General features: G+C 50.9%; 15 protein-coding genes, 14 tRNA genes and 1 pseudogene. 2 read left to right on the top strand and 28 right to left on the bottom strand.

From position 1 onward, the window contains the following. Positions 1–145: 145 nt before the first annotated feature. From DG046_RS00150 to DG046_RS00090, 13 genes are all read right to left on the bottom strand, one after another. A complete protein-coding gene (locus DG046_RS00150; protein WP_108830600.1) occupies positions 146–1687 on the bottom strand; it encodes an AlbA family DNA-binding domain-containing protein in 1542 nt (513 codons plus the stop codon). A gap of 138 nt (positions 1688–1825) precedes the next feature. Then, positions 1826–4354: a bifunctional lysylphosphatidylglycerol flippase/synthetase MprF gene (gene mprF, locus DG046_RS00145; protein ID WP_108830599.1), complete on the bottom strand. Its 2529-nt coding sequence runs from the start codon at positions 4352–4354 to the stop codon at positions 1826–1828. Then, on the bottom strand, positions 4351–5070 hold the full coding sequence (locus tag DG046_RS00140) for an alpha/beta fold hydrolase (RefSeq protein ID WP_108830598.1): 720 nt from the start codon (positions 5068–5070) through the stop codon (positions 4351–4353). Before DG046_RS00140 ends, mprF begins: the two co-directional genes overlap by 4 nt. Positions 5071–5209: 139 nt before the next feature. Further along, a complete protein-coding gene (locus DG046_RS00135) occupies positions 5210–6724 on the bottom strand; it encodes a 4Fe-4S dicluster domain-containing protein (RefSeq protein WP_108830597.1) in 1515 nt (504 codons plus the stop codon). A gap of 38 nt (positions 6725–6762) precedes the next feature. Continuing rightward, positions 6763–7017 carry a (2Fe-2S) ferredoxin domain-containing protein gene (locus DG046_RS00130; protein ID WP_108830596.1) on the bottom strand — a complete coding sequence of 85 codons (255 nt, stop codon included), beginning with the start codon at positions 7015–7017 and terminating at the stop codon, positions 6763–6765. A 21-nt stretch (positions 7018–7038) separates the two neighbouring features. Then, the gene (locus DG046_RS00125; protein WP_108830595.1) at positions 7039–7536 is read right to left on the bottom strand and encodes a QueT transporter family protein; all 498 of its coding nucleotides are present in this window, start codon (positions 7534–7536) and stop codon (positions 7039–7041) included. Continuing rightward, positions 7526–8041 carry a phosphatidylglycerophosphatase A family protein gene (locus DG046_RS00120; RefSeq protein WP_108830594.1) on the bottom strand — a complete coding sequence of 172 codons (516 nt, stop codon included), beginning with the start codon at positions 8039–8041 and terminating at the stop codon, positions 7526–7528. Before DG046_RS00120 ends, DG046_RS00125 begins: the two co-directional genes overlap by 11 nt. A gap of 12 nt (positions 8042–8053) precedes the next feature. Further along, positions 8054–8551 (bottom strand): hypothetical protein, encoded by a 498-nt coding sequence (locus DG046_RS00115; RefSeq protein ID WP_108830593.1) that lies wholly within the window; start codon positions 8549–8551, stop codon positions 8054–8056. Further along, positions 8541–9716, bottom strand: coding sequence for an FAD:protein FMN transferase (locus tag DG046_RS00110; protein WP_108830592.1), 1176 nt, complete (start codon positions 9714–9716; stop codon positions 8541–8543). The genes DG046_RS00115 and DG046_RS00110 overlap by 11 nt, the downstream gene beginning before the upstream one ends. A 298-nt stretch (positions 9717–10014) precedes the next feature. Continuing rightward, positions 10015–10806, bottom strand: a complete 792-nt coding sequence (locus tag DG046_RS00105) for a TPM domain-containing protein (protein WP_108830591.1) — start codon at positions 10804–10806, stop codon at positions 10015–10017. Between the two features lie 9 nt (positions 10807–10815). Beyond that, positions 10816–11367: a LemA family protein gene (locus DG046_RS00100; RefSeq protein ID WP_108830590.1), complete on the bottom strand. Its 552-nt coding sequence runs from the start codon at positions 11365–11367 to the stop codon at positions 10816–10818. After that, on the bottom strand, positions 11364–12551 hold the full coding sequence (thiI, locus tag DG046_RS00095; protein WP_108830589.1) for a tRNA uracil 4-sulfurtransferase ThiI: 1188 nt from the start codon (positions 12549–12551) through the stop codon (positions 11364–11366). The genes DG046_RS00100 and thiI overlap by 4 nt, the downstream gene beginning before the upstream one ends. Before the next feature lies 1 nt (position 12552). Next, positions 12553–13677: a cysteine desulfurase family protein gene (locus DG046_RS00090; protein WP_108830588.1), complete on the bottom strand. Its 1125-nt coding sequence runs from the start codon at positions 13675–13677 to the stop codon at positions 12553–12555. Between the two features lie 44 nt (positions 13678–13721). On the opposite strand from DG046_RS00090, the gene DG046_RS00085 reads away from it, so the two are divergent. Further along, positions 13722–14525 (top strand): hypothetical protein, encoded by an 804-nt coding sequence (locus tag DG046_RS00085; protein WP_108830587.1) that lies wholly within the window; start codon positions 13722–13724, stop codon positions 14523–14525. A gap of 164 nt (positions 14526–14689) precedes the next feature. Continuing rightward, positions 14690–14857 (top strand): annotated as a pseudogene (locus DG046_RS09965) (transposase); the annotation flags it as partial. Between the two features lie 154 nt (positions 14858–15011). On the opposite strand, the gene DG046_RS00075 reads toward DG046_RS09965, so the two are convergent. From DG046_RS00075 to DG046_RS00005, 15 genes are all read right to left on the bottom strand, one after another. Continuing rightward, entirely contained in the window at positions 15012–15524 is a 513-nt protein-coding gene (locus tag DG046_RS00075; RefSeq protein WP_159081999.1) for a hypothetical protein, read from the bottom strand. 514 nt (positions 15525–16038) lie between these two features. Beyond that, a tRNA-Trp gene (locus DG046_RS00070) sits at positions 16039–16113 on the bottom strand. Between the two features lie 122 nt (positions 16114–16235). Further along, positions 16236–16311, bottom strand: a tRNA-Phe gene (locus DG046_RS00065). Positions 16312–16315: 4 nt separating this feature from the next. Further along, positions 16316–16392, bottom strand: a tRNA-Ile gene (locus DG046_RS00060). 8 nt (positions 16393–16400) lie between these two features. Further along, a tRNA-Ser gene (locus DG046_RS00055) sits at positions 16401–16491 on the bottom strand. Positions 16492–16495: 4 nt separating this feature from the next. After that, positions 16496–16584 (bottom strand) — tRNA-Ser (locus tag DG046_RS00050). Between the two features lie 5 nt (positions 16585–16589). Next, positions 16590–16665 (bottom strand) — tRNA-Lys (locus DG046_RS00045). Positions 16666–16669: 4 nt separating this feature from the next. Then, positions 16670–16746: transfer RNA gene (locus DG046_RS00040), tRNA-Gln, on the bottom strand. A gap of 9 nt (positions 16747–16755) precedes the next feature. Further along, positions 16756–16832: transfer RNA gene (locus tag DG046_RS00035), tRNA-Arg, on the bottom strand. Positions 16833–16835: 3 nt separating this feature from the next. Beyond that, positions 16836–16909 (bottom strand) — tRNA-Gly (locus DG046_RS00030). Between the two features lie 94 nt (positions 16910–17003). Beyond that, a tRNA-Tyr gene (locus DG046_RS00025) sits at positions 17004–17089 on the bottom strand. Positions 17090–17105: 16 nt separating this feature from the next. Then, positions 17106–17181 (bottom strand) — tRNA-Thr (locus DG046_RS00020). 59 nt (positions 17182–17240) lie between these two features. After that, positions 17241–17317, bottom strand: a tRNA-Asp gene (locus DG046_RS00015). A 4-nt stretch (positions 17318–17321) separates the two neighbouring features. Beyond that, positions 17322–17397, bottom strand: a tRNA-Val gene (locus DG046_RS00010). A 5-nt stretch (positions 17398–17402) separates the two neighbouring features. Next, positions 17403–17477, bottom strand: a tRNA-Glu gene (locus DG046_RS00005). Positions 17478–17489 lie beyond the last annotated feature (12 nt).

The raw sequence follows: 17489 nt of genomic DNA, 5'->3' as shown, positions 1-17489 counted from the left end.
CCACCATGGTCTTCGAACGCATCGACTGATTCCGCTGAAACAAATCGGCCTTCAGAAAATTTTCGCAAAAATTAAAAGGCTTCGACTGACCGAGTACATACTCGGCGTTCGGAGCCTTTTTTCTTACTAAGTTTTTTCGGTCTACCTATTTCAGTACGATCCACTTTCCCGACTTCGTAGAGCCTTCTCTTTTAATCACACCACGTGCTCTTAATTTTTTGATGTGGTAGCGAACACCATCAAAGGTAATACCTAAATGTTCGGCGATTTGTCTTGCTGTAACTCTTGGCTCAATTTCCATCAGTGCGACAATCTGATCCGGGATAGACTTTTCAATTTCTATTTCTTGGGTAGTTTCTTGGGTAGTTTCTTGGGTAGTGCTACCATTAAACACTTTCAAAAACTCTGTATTTATCTCCATTACCGCGTTTGTGTAGTTGTCTTCCATATTGTCCGGATAGAATTTAAGTGCCGGTGATCCATTTTCCGAGAGTGCATCTTTTGCACGCCTTATTCCCGAACCGTAGGACTCAATCAAATTAAGTGAAAAGAACATATCTTTAAGCTCTCTATTTAGGTACTGCCTCCTGTCAAAACTTCTGTCTCGATTAAGGGCTTCAATAGTGACGGGAGGCAGGGGTCTATTGTGATTTACAAAAGAAATTCTATCTTTGTAAATGTAGATTCCTACATACTCAGGTGTGTCATACTCTTTGTGCAGAATCGCATTGGTCGCAAGCTCCTCAAATGCCGTAAGCGGATAGTTGTAAATAATCTTGTGCTCGATTTTATCGGCTTCCCTTATGGTATAAGAAGCCATAACATTGTCTTCGAAGTATTTGCTAACCTGTTTTACCTGCATCCAAACAGGCCCGTCAAATCTTTTCGATTCCATTTTATCCGTTCCGTCAATTTCTCTTATAACTTCCACATGGGCATTGGGAATGTATTTATTCGGCGTTTCCGCAAACATGAGCACGGCAAAGTTTTTCGCTCTATAACCTCCATATTCGCTTTCGCTAATAAGCCCCATGCTCTTTGCCATGTCGAGCTTGGACATTTCCCTAATGTCTTTTTTTGCGCCCGTTTGAATCAAATATTCCTTCAAGTACTCATAGCTTAAGTCGTCTATGGTGGCAGTATCATTTAAATTGGAACTGAATGCAAAGTTTGCAAATTTTTTCAAAAGCTCAAACTCTTCCGTCGGACTCGGAAGCCTCGAATCTCTACCAACGCGAATATATCTACCCGCTTTTAATTTGATGCTTTTATCCTTTTCCGCCTTTTCGCTCGTCTGAAACGGGCCTTTGCTGCCGCTTTCCACCGCAACGACAAGATAGTATTCATCGTCGATCTTATCTGCAAGAATATGGTAGTTTATTTTAGGATGGATATTGGAAAGGAGTGATTTCAATTCATTTTCGATCCCTTCGATTTTCGACTCTTTCACTCCCTCTATCGGTCGTTTTGGTATTGCTTTTTCTCCGGTTTCTTTATCGTCAACTTCCTCGATCCCAATAAACAACAAGCCGACTTCATTATTCATATAGTTATTGGCAAAGGCACAAGCTGTTTTCAGAATTTTATCCTTAAAATTGGCTGACTTTTTATATTCGACGAAGCTATTTTCTATGTTTTGGTTTTCAAGAATGGTATGAGCCATTCTCTTTATATCTGAAAGCTGCATAGTACCTCTCCTTTAAGCTTTTATTGTCCTATTATATCATTTTTAGAACATAGCCTATTCGATCCGAGTGGCGACGTGCCCGGTAAAGAAAAAGACTTCGACTTGGAGAATATACTCGGTGGTCGGAGCCTTTTTTCTTTACAAATTGTCTTTCATCTGTCCCTTCTTGTCGGTTCGCACCAGGCTCAGCACCGTAAAGAGCAGGCTGCTCCGATGGCTGTAACCCGTGTATTTCGCCTCCCAGCGGCTCGCGTATTTGCTTTTAAAGCTCCGCAGGCCTTCGAAGGAGTAGAGGCTGCTGCCGAATTTAAAGACGAAGTAGGCCAGTTTTTCCTGCAAAAAGCTGTGTTCGTTGATGCCTACATTGGCCAAGGGCGCCATGCCCATGTCGAAGGCGATTTTGCCTTGGTCTTTAAAGTGAGCGAAAAGATTCAAAAAGATAAAGTCCATGGTGCCCGCCGGAGCATCTTCCGGATCGTAGCGCATGAGGTCGATGGTTGCCCAGCCTTCTTTGTACACGGGCATGAGATTGGCAAAGGCGATGACCTCGCCTTCTCCGTCTTTTACCACGGCCATGGGCGCGCGGTTCAAATACGCTTCGTCGAAGTAGCCCATGGAAAAGCCCCGCTCGCCCCTGCCTTCCAACCATTTGTCGGAAATGGCTTTTAAATCGGCGAGAAGGAACGGGTCGTAGGGCGGCTCGAGGATCTCAAAGTGCATGTCTTCCTTGGCGAATTTATTGAGCACATTGCGAAAGGCCTTTTTGCTCTTTCCTTCTAAAGTAAAATTTTCCAGATCCACCACGGCGGTTTCGCCGAATTTCATAAAGTGGAAGCCGTAGTCGTGGAGCTTCATAATCAGCTCTTTCGACACTTCGTAAAAGACCGTCTCGTAACCCAGGGCGTCCACGTCCCGAATAAACTCTTTTACACAATCGTCTACATAGTCGGGATTTCCCATGGGCTCGCCCATGACGATGACCCGGTCTTGGGCGGTGCGCAGTTGAAGGGCGCACATGTCCTCTCCCTCCACCTGATACCAATAGAGGCCCTTGTCCCCCAAGTACACGAGGCCGGCGTCCATATCGCCGCCGTAGGCCTTCAGAAGGGCTTCGACGCGCGCCATGTCCGGCGCCTCGCCCACGGTTTCCCCTTCCCCCGCCACGTGGCGGTAAATGGCCCAGAGCACGCCGGTGATAATGAGAAGCATCAGGCTGATACGCAGCCAGTTTTCTTCAAAGGGCAGGACGATAAATTCCCGGGCCTTCAACAAAAACCCCATGCCCTTGGCCTTGTTGGCGATGGAAAGCAGGTACATGGTAATAAAGAGAAGGGCAATGCCCAAGTCCGTAAACAGGCTTTCTTTTCGGTAGATGAATTGTTTGCGATACAGGTCCCGCCGGGAGGCGACGGTGAGGGTCGTGAGGAGGATCAGGTAAATGTAGGTGATGAGCCCGAAGCCCGTCATGACGGCGTAGACGAAGGTGAGGGCCAAGAAGAGCAAGGTGGGCCCCATGGCTTTTTCCTGCCGCTCCACGTGAATCCGCCCGAGGAAGATAAAGACCAGGCCCAAAAGGATGCTCGGCGATTGGTAGAGAATGTTGGCGTGAATGGGATTGAGTTTCGCCAAAAGCTTGATGGTGTTTACTTTGTCGGGAATCGTGGCGGACAAAATCATAAAGATTCCGAAGATATACATCATCAGGGAACAGAGGTCGTGGCCGATGGACTTGGCGAATTCCGCCGGCACGCCGTCGTTTTCTTCGTTGAAGCTGCGGCCGAAGTGTTTGATGAAAAAGTACAGGCCGATAAAAAAGGGCACCACGTAGTAAAAGAGGCGATACAAGAGTAGCCAGGCCAAGGCATTTTCGTAGCCGATGCCTAAATTCCCGAGGCCCACCAAGGTCATGAGATCGAAGGAGCCCAGGCCGCCGGGCATTAAGGACACCATGCCGATCAGGTTCGTGGCCACCACCACGGTAAAGACTTCCGCCGGGTGAAAAGACTGGCCCATGGCCCGCCCGATGAGCAAAAAGGTGCCGATGGCGCCGAGCCATTCCAACACCGACGTCAGAAAGAGCTCTCGTTGTGCCCATCGGGGCACTCTTTTTTTGTCGTCTTTTTTTCGATTGGAAAAGAGGAGCACCGCCGGGGAGTAAATCAAGCCGCCGACGAGCCAGGGGGCGTAGATCGCCGCCGTGGAATCCCGATGAAAATACAGGTACACGAGGCCGAAAAGGCTCAGGGCGGAAATGCCGATTAAGTAGTAAAAGTACGTTTCCACCACGACTTTCACCATTTCCACCTTGTCCTGCTTTCGGCCGTAAAAGTAGTGGCGCAGGCCCATATTGATCAAGCCGCCGAAGCCGATGAGATTGTTCATTGTGTTCACGGTGTAGCTGGTTTCGTAAATGGTGCGCCTGTCCATGTCGTTTCCCAAAAGGCGATTAAAGATCACATCGTAGTTCAACATGGGTAAGACGGCGAGTACGCCCGCGATAAGCATGAGCAGGACATTTAAAAAGGGAATGCCGCCTAAGGTGGTCACCACTTTGTCGTAAGAAATTTCCTTGGACAGGCTCTTAAATTCCACGACGACGAGAATAAATACGCTCAGTACAAACAGGGGCTCCCCGTATTTCTTCAGGGTTTCGATGATTTTTTTCATGACGCTCCTTTTAAAAATTTTATGACGATTTCATTAAATGCTTTCGCATTGGTCCTGGCCAGGCGATGGCCGTGGTCGGGCAACTCCACGTAGCGGCAATTAGGAATCAGCGAGGCGATGTATTTGGAATGGGCCGTCTCCACCACGTCCCGAGCGCCGACGATGACCAGACTCGGGCAGCGCAGACGGCGCAAGTCCTCTTCCGAAATGTCCGGATCCTTTACGAGGAGCTTTGCCTTCAGATGCGCGTCCTTAAATCGCTCGGAAAGGGCATTTAAGACGTGGCTAAAGGCATACTGCAGGCAGGAGGTGATGCGGCCGGATAATTTCGTGCCGCCGAAGGAGAGATTGCCGGAATTTAATACCAGTTTGTTCACCGCATAGGGGTAAAGCGCGGCGAAGGCCATGGCCAGATTGGCCCCGTCGGAAAAGCCCACGATGGAAGTTTTTTCGATTCCCAAGGCGTCCAGAGCTTCTTTCGTATCTTTTGCCATGAGGCGAAAGTTTAATGCCTCTCCCCCATTGGTGCTCCTGCCGTGGGCGCGGCTGTCCAGAAAGATCAATTGAAAATAAGGTTCAAAAGAAGGGACCTGGTACCTAAAAAAGCGACTGCTGCCGCCGTTTCCGTGTAAAAATAAGACCGGCTCGCCGGCGCCCATGCGCCGATAATAAATATCCGTGCCATCGGTCATAGTGAAATACCCGCTGTCTTTCATCTTGCGCCTCGATTCATTTATTTACGAAAAACACGCGCCTTTACCTTTATTATAGTCGGCTCAATAAAAAAGAAAAGGCATCTTTCTGAAGGAGAAAAATGCCTTTTCTTTGAATTTTCAATCGGTTTGACACCGCTTTTTATTTACTGAAGTCCTTTAAAGAATCGTCGATCAGGACGTTTTCCAGAGGCGTTTGATATTCGGAATCTTTCATGTAGTTGGTCAATGCCTTGCGCACGCGGGTGGTGGAGGCGATGGTGCCCATTCCTGCGATGCAGCCGCCTTCGCAAGCCATGCCTTCCAAGAGGTAGCCGTCTTTCTTGCCGGCCTTGGCCATTTGAAGCATGCGGATACATTCCTTAAGGGAGTTGGCGCCTTCGATCTTAATGTGGCGTTCGGGATCGATCTTTTCGGCTACTTCCTTTACCGCTGCGGCGACGCCGCCGGCCATGGCATAGCCCTTAGCGGAAGAGGAGGATTCTTCCTCTTCGTCCACTGCTTCGATTTCAGAGGGTTCGATGTCTTTTGCCACGAACATGCCCATGAGCTCTTCGAAGGTAATGACGAAGTCCACATAGTCTTTGACTTCACCGGTAATGGCTTCCACTTTTTTCGACGTACAGGGACCGACGAAGCAAACCAGTGCGTCGGGATCCTTGCGCTTAATGTGTTCCGCCGTGTAGCGCATGGGGCTGCCGGAATCGGAGACGTATTCTTTCAGTTCGGGGAACTTGTATTCGATGAGAAGCGTCCAGGAGTGGCAGCAGCTGGTACCCATGAAGGGGATTTCTTCCGGCACGCGCTCCAAGTATTCCTTGGCTTCGTGGAGGGTAGTGTAGTCTGCACCGAGGCCGACTTCCACCATGTCTTCAAAGCCCAGTGCCTTTACTGCGGCGCGGACTTGCTCCGGCGAGGTGTCGGCGCCGAATTGGCCGATGTAGCTCGGCGCGGGAATGGCGTAAATGCGCTTGTTCTTTTCCTTCAAGGCCTTGACCAACTGATAGATCATGGTCTTGTCGCCGATAGCGCCCCAAGGACATTGCACGACGCAGCGGCCGCAGCCCACACATTTGTCGTGGTTAATGATGGCGCGATCCTTGTCGTCGCTTTCGATGGCGCCGACGCCGCAAACCGAGGCACAGGGGCGATCGTATTCGACGATGGCGTTGTAGGGGCAGGTACGCTTACAGCGACCGCACTTCACGCATTTCGATTGGTCGATGACGGCGCCGTATTGGCCGATGGACACGGCATTCACCGGGCACACATTGGTACAGGGATGGGCCATGCACTTGCGGCAGTTGTTGGTTACGGTAAAGGCGCGGGTGGGGCAGGATTCGCAGGCGAATTTAATGACGTCGACTAAGGGCGTCTTGAAGATGCTCGTGGAGACGTCCACGTCGTCGAAGCCTTCGGTTACCTTTATGTACTCGTCGTAATCACGCAAGTTCATACCCATAGCCAGGCGCGTCATTTCTTCTACGATGGCGCGCTTTCTGAAGAGCTCCTCTCTGTCGTCGGGAGACGTACCGGGATAGAGACGGTGACCGATGGATTCCAATTCTTGCAGCGGGGTGTCCGCATAGGCCATCTTTGCGATTTCAGAGAATACGCGACGGCGAAGACTTACGATACTTGCATAACTTTCTTTCATTTTTTTACCTCCTCATATTCTGAATTATTCGATCCGTTTTATTGTATTCCGGCGCGTTCTAAGATAACGCCCGAAATCTCGTGGGGTTTTACGGTCGTAAAAACCTCGCCGTCGATTTCAACGACCGGCGTATACTTCTCGCCCTTTTCTTTACATACGTTCATGCAGTTGACGTGGACGATATCCAGGCCGCCGTCTTTAAAATAGCGTTGTTGAAGATCTTCCAAGGCGTCGAGAACGGCACTTGCGCCCATCATGGTGCAGCGGGCGCCGACACAAACTTTTACTCTCATACTCTCTCCTTCTGAATTTACCTACTGCGGATTCTTGCTGACAATGGAACGAAAGGCCGCATTTCTGTCCAAAGCTTCGTACACGGGCAAGCTGATCAGGGTGCAGATGATCACTTCGCTGGCCGCAACCGATAGGCTCATGGTCAAAAATCCGACGAGTCCGCCGCCGAAAGCAAGAACCAACTCGAAACCAATAATCCAGGAGAATAGGGCGGGCATGAGGCTTGCCACCCACTTCTTGTGGAGCTTACACATAAAATACAAGCTGATCGCCGTGTGAAAGGTGCCGAAGAATAAATCGTATAGGCCGAGGGGCGAGCTTATATTCGAAAGGAAGACGCCGAGGACGATGCCCGGCGCAAAGGCGGGATTGTAAAAGGCCAAAAGGTTCATAATTTCCGATACGCGGAATTGAACGGGGCCGTAGGAAATAGGGGCAAAAACCACAGTAAGGGCGTAGTAAACCGCCGCCAATACGGCTGTGGTCGCGATCCAATGGGTCGTGAGTTTACGCTTCATGATTTTCTCCCTCCTCTTTCATTCTATTGCTATGGGCCAATCGAGAGGCCGCTGCGGCGGCGATGGCCGCCACCATGTCGTCGCTGAAGGTGGTAACTTCATCGCCTTTTCGTTTATCTAATTCATCGATGATGCCGATTTTCTTTTTATCTAAAAAGCCGAAATTCGTGAGCCCGATGGAGCCGTAAATATTGACGATGGAAAGGCTCAGCACCTCGTCGATGCCGTAGAGACCTTCGTCGTTTGCAATAATGGATTGAATGGGCTCTTCAAAGCGCCCTTGTTCCACGGCTTTGTCGATGGCCAGGGCCGTTAAGACGGCGTGGATGGTTTCTCTTTTTCGAAGCACGGCCAGGACGTGCTCTTCGCACAGATCCATGGTAACGGGCACGTAGTCCTTTTGCAGCTCGTAAACGATGTCCGCAATGTCTGAAATTTCTATGCCTTTATCTTTTAACGCCTCGATGGTGGTTTCATACAGGCGCTTCATATCGTAATTATACATCTTGTCCTCTTTCTATTTCTCCCGACGTCTGCTGTCGCGTCGGCGCCGGTAGGTGACGGGGCCTCGTGCCGCCACAAGAAGGGCGAGGCACTGGGGAATCACCGCCGATGCCGCGTAAACCGCCGTGGTTTGCTTAAGCCTGAGAAGGCTCACCACGGCCATTTGGGGCAGCATGGTGATGTCGGCGGGAAAACGCCACAGGGAACGGAAGGCGCCGCGCACAAATCCTTCGGCGCCGCCGCCGAAGTAGGCCATGGCGAGGCAAATGCCCCAAATCACAGCCGGCAGAACCAAGACCAACATGCCGTCGGTGAGCCCTTTGACATTCATAAAGCGGCCGACGACGAGATAGACCAAGGCCGTGAGCACCGCCGGAATCAGCCGGAGAAAAAAGTGGCCGTAAACGGCACTTTCAAGCGCAGGCGATAAGTGCAGATAGATCAACACCACGGCGTAGATCAATATCAAAAACAATTGAGCCAGTGAGAAAATGAGCAAATTATTGCGCATTCGTCGCCCCCTGACTGTCAAGCATGGGTTTCAGGCCGTCGGTGAAAGCCGTGGAGCCGTCTTCGAAAATCCAATAGGCCTCGACGCCGTCCAAGCTTTCGATGAGGGCGCGGCCCTTTTCATAGGGCAGGCAGAAAGCCGTAGTGGAAAGAAAATCCGCCAAGCCGCTGTCTTTGGTCACGATGGTGACGGAGCGGAAATGATCCGCCGGCATCAAAGTGTCCGGGTCGATTAAGTGGTGATAATGCTTCCCGTTCACAATGTAGTAGCGTTGGTAATCGCCGCTGGTCACCACGGAAGTGTCGTTGGTGTAGATGATGTCTTTCATGTTGTCTTCCGCCGAGCCTTCGCCTGTAATGGCTTCCGGATTTTGCAGGCCGATGCCGAAGCTGTTGCGCTCCGCCTCCGGCGCGGAACCGATGATTTTTACATTGCCGCCGGCACTGATCAGGGCGGTTTTCAGGCCCGATGCCCGCAGCTCTTCGCCGATCAGCTCCGTGGCATAGCCTTTGGCCACGGCGCCCACGTCGATTTTCAGCTCGGGATCCTTTATTTCTACGGAATGATCCGCGTCGTTTAAGACGATGTCGTCGATGTTCGTATGTTTATTGGCCGCCTGAAGCTCCTCCATGGTAGGGATCTTCGCGTCGGGCAGGCCTTTTTTCAAGGCCTCGTCGTCGGCAGAGCGTTCCGATTCCGGCACCACTTCGTAGGCATCCCGGTAGCTTTGCCAAATGGACGTGACGGCGCCGAAGGCGATGTTCGTCTCGCCGTATTTCTTGTACTGCTCCTCCGAGAAGCGAAGCAGATCGTACAATTCCTCGTCCACGACGACCTTGCCCTTGCCGGCCTGATCGTTCACGGACTTCACATTGACGATGCCGTCGTAATTTTTAAAGCTGCTGTACAGGTGGTCCAGCTCCTGGTAGCGCTTGTGAATGGTTTCAAAATACGCGTTGGCCTCTTCTTCGCTGGAAGCGTAGACGATGGCGCTCACCACCGTATCGAAGGTGTCGTAAAAAGTGGTTTGGTAGCGGGAAATTTCCCCCGTCTCACTTGCCTGCACCTCGTTCTTATTGCTCGGCTCGTTCTGTGCCGTATTCTTTTGTCCGCACCCGGTCATAAGGACCAGGACCGCCATCCATAGGGCCAGTAATTTTTTCATGCTTTCCTTCTCTCAGCGCCCGATTGGGCGAAAACATAGAAAAAGAACGGGTTTGCCGTTCCTATTGCGTACACTCATTGCGCTACATGCCTGGCATGGCGCCGCGAACCGATGCGTTCGCTCGTTGTCGTCGAAATTCTGTCAAAGAATCTCTGTACTACCTATTTTATCGGACGGAAGGCTTCTTGGCAAGTTTTTCACGGAAATAATACAGTCGAATTGAGAAGATTGCCACAAAAAAATCGAGAAAGCAAAAGCTCTCTCGATTAAATGGTTTTTGGGCTCTATGTCGGGATTTTTACCAACCGCCGCTGGCGCCGCCGCCGCCGGAGGATCCGCCGCCGCCGAAGTTGCCTCCGCCGCCGAAACCGCCACCGCCTCCGAAGCTGCCTCCGCCAAAGCCGCCTCCGCCGAAGCCACCGCCAAAGGGGAAGAAGAACGGTCCTCTATAGCCGCCTCGGCCGCCGCGATTATTTCCGCGACCGAATATGATGATGATCAGAACGACGAGCATCGCCAGACGAATCATCTCTTTCCATTCCCCTATATCAGTCTCCTCTTCGACGGCCTCGATCACAGCATCTTTGCCCTCGATGGTGATTTGGTATTCCTCTTCCACCTTCGACAGGATTTCGCCAAAGGCCACGCGGATGCCCGCTTCGTAATTGCCGTCTTGGAAATAGGGCACCATGTCGTCTAAAATCTCTTTGGCCACCATGTCCGGAATGGCGCCTTCCAAACCGTAGCCCACTTCGATTCTAAACTTTCTGTCTTTCATGGCGATAAGTAGCAGGATGCCGTTGTCTTTTTCCTTGGTGCCGATGTCCCATTTGTCGAATAGATCCACGGCCGTTTCTTCGACGGTTTTGTCCTCGGGCAAGTGATTCAGAATGCAGACCACTACCTGGGCCCCGGTTTGTTCGAAAAGGGACTCATTGGTTCTGACGATGTCGCTTTTCGCCTCGTCGCTTAATATGCCTTCCTCGTCGTAGACGTAGAATTCCTTCGTGGCCTCGGGAAGGCCGGCGGCAAAGACGGGTAGGGACAAAAAGCACAGGGCCAGAACCAGTAGGAACAGGCGCTTTTTCATAACCCGATCCTAAAATTTAACTTGGGGCACCTTTTCGGCACCGGGCGCCGCTTGGAAGTACTCTCTTTCACTGAAACCCAACACCTTCGCCACGAGATTGGTGGGGAAATGCTTCACCGATTTGTTGAAATCCGCTACGGACTCGTTGTAGCGCTTGCGTTCCACGGCGATGCGGTTTTCCGTGCCGGCCAGTTCCGCTTGTAAGTTTGCGAAGTTGCTGTTGGCTTGAAGCTCGGGATAGGCTTCGGCGACCACATTGATGTTTTTCACCGCTTCATCCATTTGCGCATTGGCCGCGGCGTATTCCTTCGGCGTGGAGGCGGCCTTGACGGCGCTCCGCGCTTCGGTCACCTTTGTAAACACATCTTCTTCGTGTTTTGCGTAGCCCTTCACCGTTTCCACTAAATTGGGAATGAGGTCCGCCCGGCGCTGCATGGTGTTTTCCACTTGGGCCCAGGCTTGGTTTACATCTTCGTCTTTTACTTGGAGTTTGTTGTACGTGGATCCGAAAATGCCGGCAATAATCAACACAATCGCCAGTACGGGAATTAATTTTTTCATCGGTCCTCCTTTGCTCGAATGGTTGTGACTTTCAATGTTTCCATGGACGCGTCCACCAGGGCCTCGATGTCTAAATTCGCCTCCGAGGCTTCCATATCTTCCACCGTGGGCCTGAGGCTCGGGTGTTTCGGCAAAAAGACGGTGCAGCAATCTTCAAAGGGCTGAATGGAGGTCTCGTAGGTCTCGATGCGCTCGGCCCAGCGAATAATGTCCACCTTGTCCATGCCGATGAGGGGGCGGAAGACGATGCGCTCCGCCACGTCGTTCATGACCGTGAGGCCGTCGATGGTTTGGCTCGCCACCTGTCCCAGGTTTTCCCCGGTAATCACGCTTTTGTAGCCGTGCTGATCCGCCAGGCGATTGGCGATGCGCATCATAAAGCGACGGGAAAGGACGGTCATTTCCTCCGGCGGGCAGTGCTTGTTCAGCTCTTTTTGAATGGGCAAAAGATTCACGCTGTACACATTCATCTTGACCACGTAGCGGGCGAGAATTTTCGCCAGATTCATGACCTTTTCCTCGGCCTGAGGCGAGGTGAAGGGATAGGAGTGGAAATGCAGGGCATCCACCTGCACGCCGCGCTTCGCCATTAAAAAGCCCGCCACCGGCGAATCGATGCCGCCGCTTAAAAGGAGCAGGCCTTTGCCGTTGGTGCCCAGGGGCAGGCCGCCGTAGGTGGGGATTTTTTTGTGGTACAGGTACATCTCGTTTTTAATGTCCACGTAGAGATAGAAGTCCGGATCGTGGACGTCCACGGCGAGGCGATCTGAGAAATGATCCAGTATCACTCCCCCGAGATCCATATTCACCTCTTGGGAGTCCTTGAAAAAGGCCTTGTCGCTCCGCTTTGTCACGACCTTAAAGGTCTTGTATTCCGGCTCTTCTTTTAAAAGGCCGTCGATGTAATTGACCGTCTCTTCTTTCAGCCGGTCCCAGTCTTTTTCAAAGCACCAACTCGGGGAAATGTACACGATCCCGAAGACGAAGCGCAGGCGATTGATGGCCGTCGCCTCCACCGCCGGGTCGATTTCCACCTGGATTTTCCCCATTTCCGACTTAATGTCTATATACCCGACATCGGACAAGCTACTCTCGATGTTCTGAATGATCCTGCGGATAAAATAGCGGCGATTGGCGCCTTTCAGCACCACCTCGCCTAAACTTAAACTGAGTATACGCTTCATATTACCTCCTCATAATGGAGCGAATGGTCTCCACTGCTTCCTTCAGGGCCTCGACGAATTCGTCGCATTCCTCCATAGTCGTTTCCCGACTCAAACACAGACGGATGGTCCCTTCGGCAAAATTATCCGAAAGGCCCAGGGCCGTTAACACGGGATTTTTTCCGGTGCGATGGCTGGAGCAGGCACTGGAGGTGGAAATGTAGATTTCTTTTTCCTCCAACATATGGAGAAGCACCTCGCCCCGGGTGTCTGCCAAGCTGACATTTAAAATATAGGGACTCGCCGGCGCCGTGGTGTTAATGGAAATCGCGTCGATGGTTTCGATGGCGGCTCTTAAATGGGCCATGCGCGCCTCGGCTTCATCCAATGCGATGCCCTCTTCTTTCAATGCATCGAAGGCGGCGCCCAGGCCGTAAATTCCCGGAATGTTTTCCGTGCCGCTGCGCATGCCCATTTCCTGTCCGCCCCCGTAAATAAAGGGCTTCACGGATTTTTTCACGAGGAGGCCTCCGATGCCCTTGGGGCCGTGAAATTTGTGGCCGCTAAAGGAATAGGTGTCGCAACCCATGGCGTCAAAGTCGACCGGGAGTTTTCCCACGGCCTGCACCCCGTCCACGTGGACCTTCACCGTCGGGTAGGCCGCCTTTATCTTCGGAATCCATTCTTCCACGGGATTGATGCTCCCCAGCTCGTTGTTCACGTGAAAGAGGCTCACAAGCACCGTGTCCTCGTCCATGGCAGCCATGAGTTTCTCGAAAGCGATATGCCCCGTTTCGTCGATGGCCACTTGGCGCAGCTCCATCTCCGATGCTTTAATGACATTTAATATAGAAGGGTGCTCGATATTCGTCGTCACCACATTTTTTCCCGCGCCCTTGTTTTCGATGGCGGAGCGAATGGCCGTGTTGTTGGACTCCGTGCCGCCGGAGGTGAAGTAGAGTTCGCCGCTTCGGCAATTAAAATAGTCCTTGATGCTTTCGCGAATGGCTTCCTTTTTCTTGCTCACGGAATAGCCGAATTGGTGCAAACTGGAGGGGTTGGAAAAATCCTCCTGCAATGCGACGGTCATGGCGTCGATTACGGATTTCAGCGGCCGCGTCGTGGCGCAGTTATCTAAGTAAATCATCGGTGCCTCCTTTTCCTGTGGTATACTTGCCCCAGGAGGAAATCATGGTTTATTTCTTACAAATTTATTGTTCTCATTACGGTCCCAAGGCGCGCCCTGTGGCCTACGGCATCCTCGGAGAAGATTTCATCATCGAAAGGGAGGCGGAAGATCCGGCAGAAGATTGGATCGCTCCCTTAAATCGCGCCTTGGAATCTTTACCTATACAGAATACCCTATATCTCTTTCACGGGCAATTTGAAACCCGCATTCTTTGGCCTTATTTAACAAAAAAAGCACGGGAGCGTCTGGAAAGGGCGGCGGATCTTTACGACGAAATAAAAAAACGCACGGCCCTCGCGCCCCTCGCCTCCTATCGCCTGTCTAATTTGGCCCTTCAAGGCGGCTACGTGGGATCCGTGTGCGTCGGCGAGGATTTCTCCCGATTTTTTAAAGAAGCGACGCCTGAGGCCCTCGTGGAGCAAATAAAAGGTAATCTGAATGCCATGGCGGCGGCAGAAAAATATTTACAGCAGTTGAAGAGTCGCCTGCGCCGCGGCGATTTGGAAATCGACGGCTTCACGCTTCATCCCTTTCAAATCACGGGAAAAACCGATGGAGCCATGGACCGCTATGTACAATGGGACGATCTGCTCTACGTGGAAAAGGCGGGCCGCTTTACCCTGGATGCTCCGGCGAAAATCCTTCCCTACGACGCCGAACGCCGCGCCCTCGTCCTTGAAAGCGACATGCCCATCGAACAAAGCGTGCCGGTGCCGGAAGGCTATTTGATTTTTGCTTTGGATCCTGTCGTCTATTACGATACCCTGCTTTCATTCATTCATGAACTCCGCAACAAAAGTCGATAGTTCGCCACCTAAAAGGCTCTATCCTATCCATTGGAGAGTAAGCTCCTCAATGGATATTTTTGTGCAAAAAGATAGCTGCTTCAAAGCATTCTCCTTTTACATGGAATAGGCAAGGCGAAAAAAACGGATAAGGGGAGCGGCGCACTTGCTTACGCGACTACCGGAATCGGTTTGGAGTGCTACCCGGCAGCGTTGATTTCCCACAGAGCAACGGCTATGTGGAAGAAACACACAACAAGATCAAGACGGTGAAGCACATCGCCTGTGAGATGCGCAACTTTCACCATTTTCGAATCAAATGGGTGTTTGTTCGACAGATCGGTGATGAGTAACTTATAGAAAAATAAAGAGGAGCCTGGTTTTCACTAGATTCCCCAATGGTTGACATAGAACCGATTTTTCATGGAGACTAAATTGTAAGAGATTGACCAAAAAAGGCTGCCGGCAGAATGACCATGGCATTTGCTAGCAGACTTTTTACTTCCCTCACAGGTCAAAAACCTGGCTGGGACTTTCCAAATAGAAAATTTTTTGGCGAATAGTAGCCCTGAGGACATGCCGGGTCTCTCGGTCCCCCTTCTTGGTGACAAAGACCAGGTCGTAGCTATCATCATCCGGGTCCACTCTTGTAACAGAAACAAGATCCACACTGTCCAAGTTCCTCTCTCTTAGGGGGAAGTAGGGGTAATCCCCATTGGCCACCATCGTCTCCAGTGCCTCCCGGGTCATGACTTCCTTAAAGGGGTCATAGAGAGCGGGCAGATCCCGGGCCGCTTCTTGTCTAGCTTCCAGGTCTCCATCCAGTCTAAGGACCTGACCTGCCCGGCTAAGATCTTCCTCCAACTGCCTCCAATCCTCTTCCTTAAAGTCCAGCTGGGTCAGGTAGAGCTTGGCAAAGTCTTCGGCCAGTGCTTGGGCCGGGTCTTTGGTCTCTTTGGGACCACAGGCCACCAGGGTCAGGGCCAAAGATAATAAACTAAATATAGATACTCTTTTCATAATCTTCAAAGTATTCATGTTTCCCTCTCTTTCTCTTTTTTTGGTTATTCCGGTGCTGTTTACCAACTCAATTTTGTAGGCCCACTTAAGCTAGCCGAGCCTTACTCAATATGTCGCCATTACTATACTTAGCTGAATTTAACAATAATTTATCGACAAACATATTTCCTTTCTCACTTTTTTGTAATAAGTGGTATATAGCAAAATATTTTAATTCACACTATACTGTCTGTTTATGAAATAAGGTAACATTATTTAAATATTTTGTCAAACGTTTGCACATTTAGCTGTTGTTATTTTATAACCCTTTCACCCTAAAATTAATCAATGAATCTTTCATCCCTAGGCGCTGCTTTTGTTCATAGAAATGATTGTTTTTTTCCCTTGATCAAACACTCGTTAATTCGTATCAAAAATATGGCTCTATGACAACCATTGAAGAGTTACTCCCCAATGAATAGTGTAGAGCCATATTATAAAGACACAAAAAAGCCGAGGCGAACTCGGCTTCATTTGGCAGGAGTAGTAGGATTTGAACCCACGACATTTGGTTTTGGAGACCAACGTTCTACCACTGAACTATACTCCTATACTTGATGTTAATATACTAACAGATTTTTACACTGTTTTCAATCCCTTTTCATGGTTCCCGATTAGGAAATTGTATAAAAAAACTGTAGCCACGGCTACAGCTCCGAGTCTTTACTCAACTGGTGCCCAGAGCCGGAATCGAACCAGCGACACGCAGATTTTCAGTCTGCTGCTCTACCGACTGAGCTATCTGGGCTTAATGGTGGGCCCTCAGGGACTCGAACCCTGGACCTACCGGTTATGAGCCGGGAGCTCTAACCAACTGAGCTAAAGGCCCTCACAAATTGGCGGAGAAGGAGGGATTTGAACCCTCGCGCCCCGTGAAGGACCTACTCCCTTAGCAGGGGAGCCTCTTCAGCCACTTGAGTACTTCTCCTTATTGGCGGAGAGGGTGGGATTCGAACCCACGTGGGCGTGAACCCTAACGGTTTTCAAGACCGCCTCGTTATGACCGCTTCGATACCTCTCCTATTATGGTGATCCATCCGCGACTCGAACGCGGGACACCCTGATTAAAAGTCAGGTGCTCTGCCAACTGAGCTAATGGATCATAATGGCTGGGGCGACAGGACTCGAACCTGTGGAATGCCAGAGTCAAAGTCTGGTGCCTTACCGACTTGGCTACGCCCCAATAAATTAATGGCGCACCTAGGAGGATTCGAACCCCCGACACACGGATTAGAAGTCCGTTGCTCTATCCTACTGAGCTATAGGTGCTCGTGGAGCGGGTGAAGGGAATCGAACCCTCGCAACCAGCTTGGAAGGCTGGGGCTCTACCACTGAGCTACACCCGCAGGTGAATATCGAAATAACTCCCGGTACTGGAGAAGGTCGATTCGAAGAACCGCATAGCGACCCAACTACCGCCTCTAACTTAAATTGGTAATATGGTGGAGGAGAGTGGATTCGAACCACTGAAAGCTGAGCTAACGGATTTACAGTCCGTCCCCTTTGGCCAACTCGGGAACTCCTCCAAAAGTGCTTTCGCACTGGAGCTGGTGGGAGGACTTGAACCCCTAACCTACTGATTACAAATCAGTTGCTCTACCAATTGAGCTACACCAGCACAATGACAACTAATTAAGAGCTCTTCTTTCAAAAAAACATAAGCGGCAACTTATGTAATGGCGACCTGGATCGGACTCGAACCGACGACCTCCAGCGTGACAGGCTGGCATTCTAACCAACTGAACTACCAGGCCAGGTTGGTGGGCGCAATAGGGCTCGAACCTATGACCCCCTGCTTGTAAGGCAGATGCTCTCCCAACTGAGCTATGCGCCCTTATATGGTGACCCCGCCGGGATTCGAACCCGGGTAACCGCCGTGAAAGGGCGGTGTCTTAACCGCTTGACCACGGGGCCATTTGGTAGCGG

The organism is Aedoeadaptatus coli (genome assembly GCF_900343085.1).
In the GTDB taxonomy this organism is placed as follows: Bacteria; Bacillota; Clostridia; order Tissierellales; family Peptoniphilaceae; genus Aedoeadaptatus; species Aedoeadaptatus coli.
This window is presented reverse-complemented; position numbering and strand designations above follow the sequence as displayed.

Bases quoted from the DNA above. Each gene is read 5' to 3' on its own strand.
- DG046_RS00150 (WP_108830600.1), bottom strand. From the start codon at position 1,687: ATGCAGCTTTCAGATATAAAGAGAATGGCTCATACCATTCTTGAAAAC.
- mprF (WP_108830599.1), bottom strand. From the start codon at position 4,354: ATGAAAAAAATCATCGAAACCCTGAAGAAATACGGGGAGCCCCTGTTT.
- DG046_RS00140 (WP_108830598.1), bottom strand. From the start codon at position 5,070: ATGAAAGACAGCGGGTATTTCACTATGACCGATGGCACGGATATTTAT.
- DG046_RS00135 (WP_108830597.1), bottom strand. From the start codon at position 6,724: ATGAAAGAAAGTTATGCAAGTATCGTAAGTCTTCGCCGTCGCGTATTC.
- DG046_RS00130 (WP_108830596.1), bottom strand. From the start codon at position 7,017: ATGAGAGTAAAAGTTTGTGTCGGCGCCCGCTGCACCATGATGGGCGCA.
- DG046_RS00125 (WP_108830595.1), bottom strand. From the start codon at position 7,536: ATGAAGCGTAAACTCACGACCCATTGGATCGCGACCACAGCCGTATTG.
- DG046_RS00120 (WP_108830594.1), bottom strand. From the start codon at position 8,041: ATGTATAATTACGATATGAAGCGCCTGTATGAAACCACCATCGAGGCG.
- DG046_RS00115 (WP_108830593.1), bottom strand. From the start codon at position 8,551: ATGCGCAATAATTTGCTCATTTTCTCACTGGCTCAATTGTTTTTGATA.
- DG046_RS00110 (WP_108830592.1), bottom strand. From the start codon at position 9,716: ATGAAAAAATTACTGGCCCTATGGATGGCGGTCCTGGTCCTTATGACC.
- DG046_RS00105 (WP_108830591.1), bottom strand. From the start codon at position 10,806: ATGAAAAAGCGCCTGTTCCTACTGGTTCTGGCCCTGTGCTTTTTGTCC.
- DG046_RS00100 (WP_108830590.1), bottom strand. From the start codon at position 11,367: ATGAAAAAATTAATTCCCGTACTGGCGATTGTGTTGATTATTGCCGGC.
- thiI (WP_108830589.1), bottom strand. From the start codon at position 12,551: ATGAAGCGTATACTCAGTTTAAGTTTAGGCGAGGTGGTGCTGAAAGGC.
- DG046_RS00090 (WP_108830588.1), bottom strand. From the start codon at position 13,677: ATGATTTACTTAGATAACTGCGCCACGACGCGGCCGCTGAAATCCGTA.
- DG046_RS00085 (WP_108830587.1), top strand. From the start codon at position 13,722: ATGGTTTATTTCTTACAAATTTATTGTTCTCATTACGGTCCCAAGGCG.
- DG046_RS00075 (WP_159081999.1), bottom strand. From the start codon at position 15,524: ATGAAAAGAGTATCTATATTTAGTTTATTATCTTTGGCCCTGACCCTG.